The sequence below is a fragment of the Myxococcus vastator genome, from assembly GCF_010894475.1.
GTDB lineage: Bacteria > Myxococcota > Myxococcia > Myxococcales > Myxococcaceae > Myxococcus > Myxococcus vastator.
This window is the reverse complement of sequence record NZ_JAAIYB010000465.1, coordinates 1-6,346: the sequence shown is the minus strand read 5'-3', so window position 1 is coordinate 6,346 and position 6,346 is coordinate 1. Positions and strand designations below refer to the sequence as shown.

General features: G+C 70.6%; 5 protein-coding genes. All 5 read left to right on the top strand.

Annotation, left to right across the window (positions count from 1 at the left end):
• Positions 1-2,345 (top strand): CRISPR-associated helicase Cas3' (gene cas3 / locus G4D87_RS31455; RefSeq protein WP_240358759.1); only part of this gene is annotated, 2,345 nt, incomplete at its 5' end.
• On the top strand, positions 2,342-3,991 hold the full coding sequence (gene cmx8, locus G4D87_RS31450; protein WP_163786386.1) for a type I-MYXAN CRISPR-associated protein Cmx8: 1,650 nt from the start codon (positions 2,342-2,344) through the stop codon (positions 3,989-3,991). The genes cas3 and cmx8, both read left to right, overlap by 4 nt.
• Before the next feature lie 26 nt (positions 3,992-4,017).
• Complete coding sequence (cas7i, locus tag G4D87_RS31445; protein ID WP_163786385.1) at positions 4,018-4,920, top strand: type I-B CRISPR-associated protein Cas7/Cst2/DevR; 903 nt, start codon at positions 4,018-4,020, stop codon at positions 4,918-4,920.
• Positions 4,921-5,619, top strand: a complete 699-nt coding sequence (gene cas5, locus G4D87_RS31440) for a type I-MYXAN CRISPR-associated protein Cas5/Cmx5/DevS (protein ID WP_163786384.1) — start codon at positions 4,921-4,923, stop codon at positions 5,617-5,619.
• Positions 5,620-5,679: 60 nt separating this feature from the next.
• Positions 5,680-6,346, top strand: a 667-nt coding sequence (cas4, locus tag G4D87_RS31435; protein WP_163786383.1) for a CRISPR-associated protein Cas4, incomplete at its 3' end; no start/stop codon positions are given.

Below are 6,346 nucleotides of genomic sequence, written 5' to 3'. Positions count from 1 at the left end.
GGCGAGGCGGTGGGGAGCACCATGTGATGACGGCCACGCACCTGCTGGCCAAGGGCGTTCGCCAGGGCGCGCCACCCGTCACGCTGGAGTCCCACCTGCTGGACACGGAGCAGGCCGCTGCCTCGCTGTTCGCGGGCGATGGACGGTGGGCCGTCAGCTTCCGGCGCTTCTTCAAGGTGGAGGAGGCGGCCACCGACCGCTTCCTCCTGAACCTGCGCCTCGCGTGTCTCTTCCACGACGTAGGGAAGGCCAACGCGGACTTCCTCCGGGCCGTGACGTCGAACGCGCCCGTGCTCCAGACGCTTCGGCATGAGCACCTGTCGGCGTTGATTCTCCACCTCCCCCAGGTCCGACGCTGGCTCGAAGCCAACGCTGAAGTGGACCTCGACGTCATCGCGGCGGCGGTGCTCACGCATCACTTCAAGGCCTCGGGGCACGCCGGGGAGTGGCGCTGGTGTCAGCACCGGGGCGCGGCGCGGCTCGCGCTGCATCTGGACCACCCGGAGGTCCATGCCGTTCTGCTCCGCATCGCAGAGGTGGCGGAGCTGGGGCCTCCCCCCGCGCTGCCGCGTGAGCCCTGGCGCCCGGGCGCGCCATGGGAGCAGGCCTATCTACAGGGGCATCGAGCCGCCCGCGCGTTCCGGCCAGGGCGGGGCGGTGACGCCTCCCGCGCCGCCTTGTCGCGCGCGGTGAAGGCAGGGCTCATCGCCGCGGATGCCGCCGCGTCGGGGCTGGTGCGCGAGGGGCACTCCATCCAGGCGTGGCTCGGCGAGCTCTCCAGCATGCCGGCGTTGACCCCCGAGGACATCGCCCACGCCGTCATCGAGCGCCGCATCGGCTTCGTCCGGGCCCGGGAGGGCGGCTTCACCCCACGGGCGTTTCAGCTCGGCGCTGCGGAGTTGGGGCCGCGCGCGTTGCTGCTCGCCGCGTGTGGGACGGGCAAGACGCTGGCCGCGTGGATGTGGGCCCAGGCCCAGGCACGCGCCAGGCGCATCGGCCGGGTCATCTTCCTCTACCCCACGCGCGGCACCGCCACGGAGGGCTTTCGGGACTACGCGGGCTGGGCGCCCGCGGATGAGGCGGCGCTGCTGCATGGCACCGCCCGCTATGAACTCGAAGGGATGCGAAGCAACCCGGCGGAGAGCACCGTGGGGAAGCAGTACATGAGCGAGGCGGATGCCCGGCTCTATTCGCTGGGGCACTGGCACAAGCGTTATATCAGCGCCACCGCGGACCAGTTCCTCGCCTTCATGGAGCACGGCTACGCCAGCACCTGCCTCCTGCCGGTGCTGGCGGACAGCGCGCTCGTCATCGACGAGGTCCACAGCTTCGACGCGCGCATGTTCGAGACGCTGGTGGGCTTCCTGAAGTCCTTCGACCTGCCCGTGCTGTGCATGACCGCCACGTTGCCGGCCTCGCGCCGGCAGGCGCTGGAGCGGAGCGGGCTGCGGGTCTATCCCTCCTCCAGCGAGCGGGCGAAGCTCGAAGACCTTGAGTGGCAGGAGGCTCATCCTCGCTACCGGCTGGAGCCAGTGGATGGAGAGGCCCAGGCGCTGGAGGTCGCCCGCGCGGCCTATGGCGCGGGGCAGCGGGTGCTCTGGGTGGTGAATCAGGTGGCGCGCTGCCAGTCGCTGGCGTCGCGGCTGCGCGCGACGCTGGGGGGCGACGTGCGCTGCTATCACAGCAGGTTCAAGCTCGAGGACCGGCAGGAGGCGCACGCGCTGACGGTCGCGGACTTCAAGCAGAAGACCCGCGCGGCCATCGCCGTCACCACCCAGGTGTGTGAGATGAGCCTGGACCTCGACGCGGACGTGCTCATCACCGAGCTGGCGCCGCCGACCTCGCTGGTGCAGCGCTTCGGACGCGCCAACCGCCACCTCGCGCGCGGGGTGGACTTCCAGGCCCGGCTCGTCACCTACGCGCCCGCGGGGGCCGCGCCCTACACGTTGGCGGAGCTGACGTCGAGCGTGGAGATGCTGCGCGCGCTGGGGCCGGGCGCGGTGTGTCAGCGGCGGCTCGCGGAGGCCCTGGAGGCGCACGCATGTGGAGAGCCGGACCCGGTGGGCACCACGCGCTTCCTTGAGGCAGGGTACTTCGCGACGCCCGGCTCCTTCCGCGACGGCGAGGACTTCACGCGGCCGTGTCTCCTTGACGAGGACGTGGAGAAGGCGTGGGCGCTCCGAGAGGCGCACCGCGCTTGGGATGGGCTCATCGTCTCCGTCCCCAAGCGGTGCGTCGCGAAGGAGGCGGTGCGCCCCTCGTGGCTCCCCGCCCATCTCGGGATCGCGCGCGGCGCCTCATACGACACATGGCTGGGCTTCCAGACGGAGGAGGTTGCTTCATGACGACGAGCGGGGCGGGGAAGAAACCGGGGCGGGCTCGCGCGAAGGCGCCCGTCGCCGAAGCACCCTCCGAGCTGACGATGACGTTGGACTACGAGCTCCATGCGCTGCCCACCGCGCAGCACCGGGCGGGGCTCGCGGGCCTGGTCCTCATGCTGAAGTGGCTGGAGCGGCTCCCTGGAAAGGAGAAGGGGACCGCGCGGCTCCTCCGGCTGGATGAGGCGGGCGCGAGCGTGGCGCTGGACCTGGAGGGGCTGCGGCGCCTCTTCAATGAGTTGTTCGCCGCGAGCATGGAGGAGCAGCGGGAGTCACAGCCCCGCAAGGACGAGCCGCCGCTTCGCGAGGAGGAGGTCGAACAGACGGATGTGAAGGGCAAGGTGAAGCGCAAGAAGTCCTTCATCTACAAGGTGCCTGTCCCCCGCGCGGGGCTCCTGCTCGACCTCGCCCCGGGCGCGAACGACGCGGGCCTGTGGGTGAAGCTGTGGCGGGACATGCTCTGGAAGACGCTGCGCGGCGTTCCCGCGACGCGCAACCCCTTCATCGCCCGGGCGCAGGGGACGGACTCCGGAGACGCGGAGAAGGCCTGGAAGCGGCTCACGTCGAAGAAGCCGCTCACGGTGCAGCTCTCCAGCACGGACTTCCTGGGGGCCATGGACCGCAACGCGGATGGCGTCTCCTTCGAGGATTCGCCGCGCGACTGGTTCCTCCTTCACTTCTGGCCCTATGTCACCCAGGTCTATGTGCCGCGAGCATTGAAGCTGAAGGACAAGGCCCTCCAGGCGGAGCACGCGGGGTTCGCGCTGGTCATCCCGGACGTGGGCCGGCTCCAGTCCTTCTGTGAGGAGCTGCCTCACGCGCTGCGCGAGCGGAGCGCGGAGGTGGGGGGCTTCCGGCCCCGGGCGGCGCTGGTGGACCTGGTGGAGGAGTCCGCGCTTGTGACGGGGCGGCTGCTGCGCGAGCGGCTCTCCCGGACGGAGGGCGCGCAGGCAGATGGCGCGCTGGTGTTGGGGTACGAGCTGGTCCACCTCGACAAGGAAGGCAACAACGTCCGCACCTACAGCGCCTCGCGCTTCGAGCCGACGGTGTCCATGGTGGATGAGTACCAGGCGCTCCAGCACCCAGCGCTGTGGGACCCGCTCTACCGTCGCACCCGGCTTCAGAACCTGGTGGGGAGACGCCCCTGGTACGCGGGGTTCGACCGCATCGCCTCCACCCTGCCGTACACGGCCACCTTCGGCGCCAAGGGCTTTCGCCATGACGCCCGGGTGTCATTCGAGAGGAGCAAGGACATGGAACCCAATGAAGCCACTGATGCGAGCACGGGCCTTGAGCAGCTCGTGTTGCAGGTCGCGGGCACCTACGTGCGCCGCAAGGTGAAGCTCAAGCACGGCTTGGAGTGGGAGGGCGTGAAGGACGACCCGAAGAAGAAGGCGGAGTACGAGAAGGAGAAGGAGCGCATCGCGCGGGACGCCTTCCTCGCCGTGCGCAGCAGGACCGGGGCGGACTTCATCGGCTACTTCGCCGGGACGCTGTGCTCGGTGCCCCACCACCTCAAGGCCGAGCAGTTCGTGAGGCTCTCCCGTGCGCTGCACGAGCGCACCGATGACGTCCGGACGTTGACCCTGCTGGCGCTCTCCGCCACCGCCTGAGCCTGTCTCATTCCCAGGAGCCTGACATGCCCCACAAGAACCTGTTCGCCACCGTCCTCACCTACGCCGCGCCCAGCTCCAACTACCGGGGGGAGAGCGAGGAGAACCGCACCGTCCTCCAGAAGATTTCGCGGGGCGGGGCGGAGCACACCGTCATCAGCCCCGAGTCCATGCGCAACGCGCTGCGGGAAATCCTGACGAAGTATGGCCTGCCCATGAACCGCCGCCGGCTCCACGACGAGGACCAGCTCGCCGTGGAGTTCAAGGAGTTCCCTCACGCGGAGAAGTACGCCGACGACTTCCTCTTCGGCTACATGGTCGCCGACTCGAAGGCGAAGAAGCCCGACAAGGACCACCCCTCCAAGCGCGACAGCGTCCTGCGGATGAACATGGCGGTGTCGTTGAACCCCTACCGCTTCGACGCGACCTTCCACCAGTCGCCGCTCAACGCCGGGGAGAGCCCCTGGAAGAACTCCGCCAGCTCGGCGCTCTTGCATCGCGAGGTGGCGTACACGGCCTATCAGTATCCCTTCGCGCTCGCCGTGGCGGACTGCGTGGCGGTGCCGGAGGGGAAGCGGTGGGCCACGCAGCTCGTGAAGGCACTGGGCGAGCTGTCCGGTGTGGCGGGAGGCCACGCCCGGAGCCTCTTTGAAATGGCGCCGCGCAGCGTGGTGGCGCGCCTGACGCCCTCGCTGGTGGCGGGGTACGACAGCTATGGCTTCGACGGGGAGGGAAAGTTCCCGGAGCTGTCGCGCCTGGTGGGAGAGCGGCCGGACCTGGACGCGCGCGAGTTCTGGCTGGGGGGCGCGTTGGTGCGGGAGATGAATCCCGAGCAGCGGCAGGCGCTGGAGGTGAGGGGGGCTCACCTGCACGACAACCCGCAGGCGCTGCTGGAGAAGCTCGCCACGGCCGCGTTCTCGGAGGCATAGATGGGACGCCTCTGGTTGCTCGCCCAGGCGCCCTTCGCGGCGTTCCGGCCGCTCCAGGCGGGCGTGTTCCGCGCCACCGCGCCTTTCATGACCCCGTCCGCGGCCTATGGGCTGGTGCTCAACCTGGCGGGGGTGGAGACGCGCGCGCCGGGGCCGGAGGCCACCACCCGGATGCGCGACGACTGCCCTTGTCTCCGCATCGCCGTGGGGCTGGTGGGCTCGCCGCCCGAGGTGTCCAGCCTCTACCAGCAACTCCATACCTATCCGGTGGGGAGCTCCGGCCAGGAGCTCAAGGCGCGGACGCACGGGGCGAAGTATTGGATTGTCCCCGTGCGCAGGGAGCTGCTGGTGGGCCTGCGGGCCGTCGTGGGCGTGGAGTGTGACGACGATGCGCTCCTGGGCCGCGTCAGCGCCGGGTTGCGAGGAGAGGGGCCCGCCCGGTATGGGCTGCCCTTCGCGGGCGACAACAACCTCCTCTTCGACAGGCTGGACCTGTTGGAGGCGCCACCCGAGGCGCGCTGGTACGCACGGCTGGAGCCCGGCGCCGAGCCTCGGCGTGGCGCATACCGGATGACGGTGGGCATCAACCGAGAGGATGCCAGCCGGACCACGCGCGCGCTGATGGCGCCGCTGGAGGTGGCTACCCGGGAGCCACCCGAGGGGGCCTGGACGTGGACGCCCCGGGCGCCTCCGTCCTGAGCGGCGCGCGGTCGATAAGGTCTCACAGTCGTGTCGTCAGGGGGCGGGGGGCCCCATCGCATGAACGTACCATCCACGAGTCAGAAGGCTGTCGTCGGCGAGCCATCCATCCGCACGCACGCGCTGCACGCGCTGGCGTACTGCGAGCGGCTCTTCTACCTGGAGGAGGTGGAGGAGCTGCGCGTGGCGGACGCCGCCGTCTTCGCGGGGCGGCGGCTGCACGTCCAGTTGCAGGAGGAGGGTGAGCGCGTCGAACTGGAGCTGGCGAGCGAGGCACTGGGCCTGCACGGCCGGGTGGACGCGGTGAGGACGCGGGAGGGGACGCTGGTCGTCTACGAGCACAAGCGCGGACGCCACGCGCCGGGCCGGGAGGCGCCGGAGGCCTGGCCGAGCGACCGTCTCCAAGCGGGGGCCTACGCCCTCCTGGTGGAGGAGCGCTTCCCGGGAGCGCCCTTGGAGTGCCGGGTCCGCTACCACCAGACGGACACGACGGTGCGCTTCCCGCTGGATGAGGCGCTGCGGCGCGACGTGGCGGCGGCGGTGGCGCGGGCCCGGCTGCTGCGTGCGTCGCGGGAGCGTCCGCCCGTGACACAGGAGGAGCGCAAGTGCGCGAAGTGCTCGCTGGCGCCCGTGTGCCTGCCGGAGGAGGAGCGGCAGGGGGCTGGGGAGGAGCGGCCCCGGCTCTTTCCGGAGGACGACGTGCGGCAGGTGCTGCACGTCGCGACGC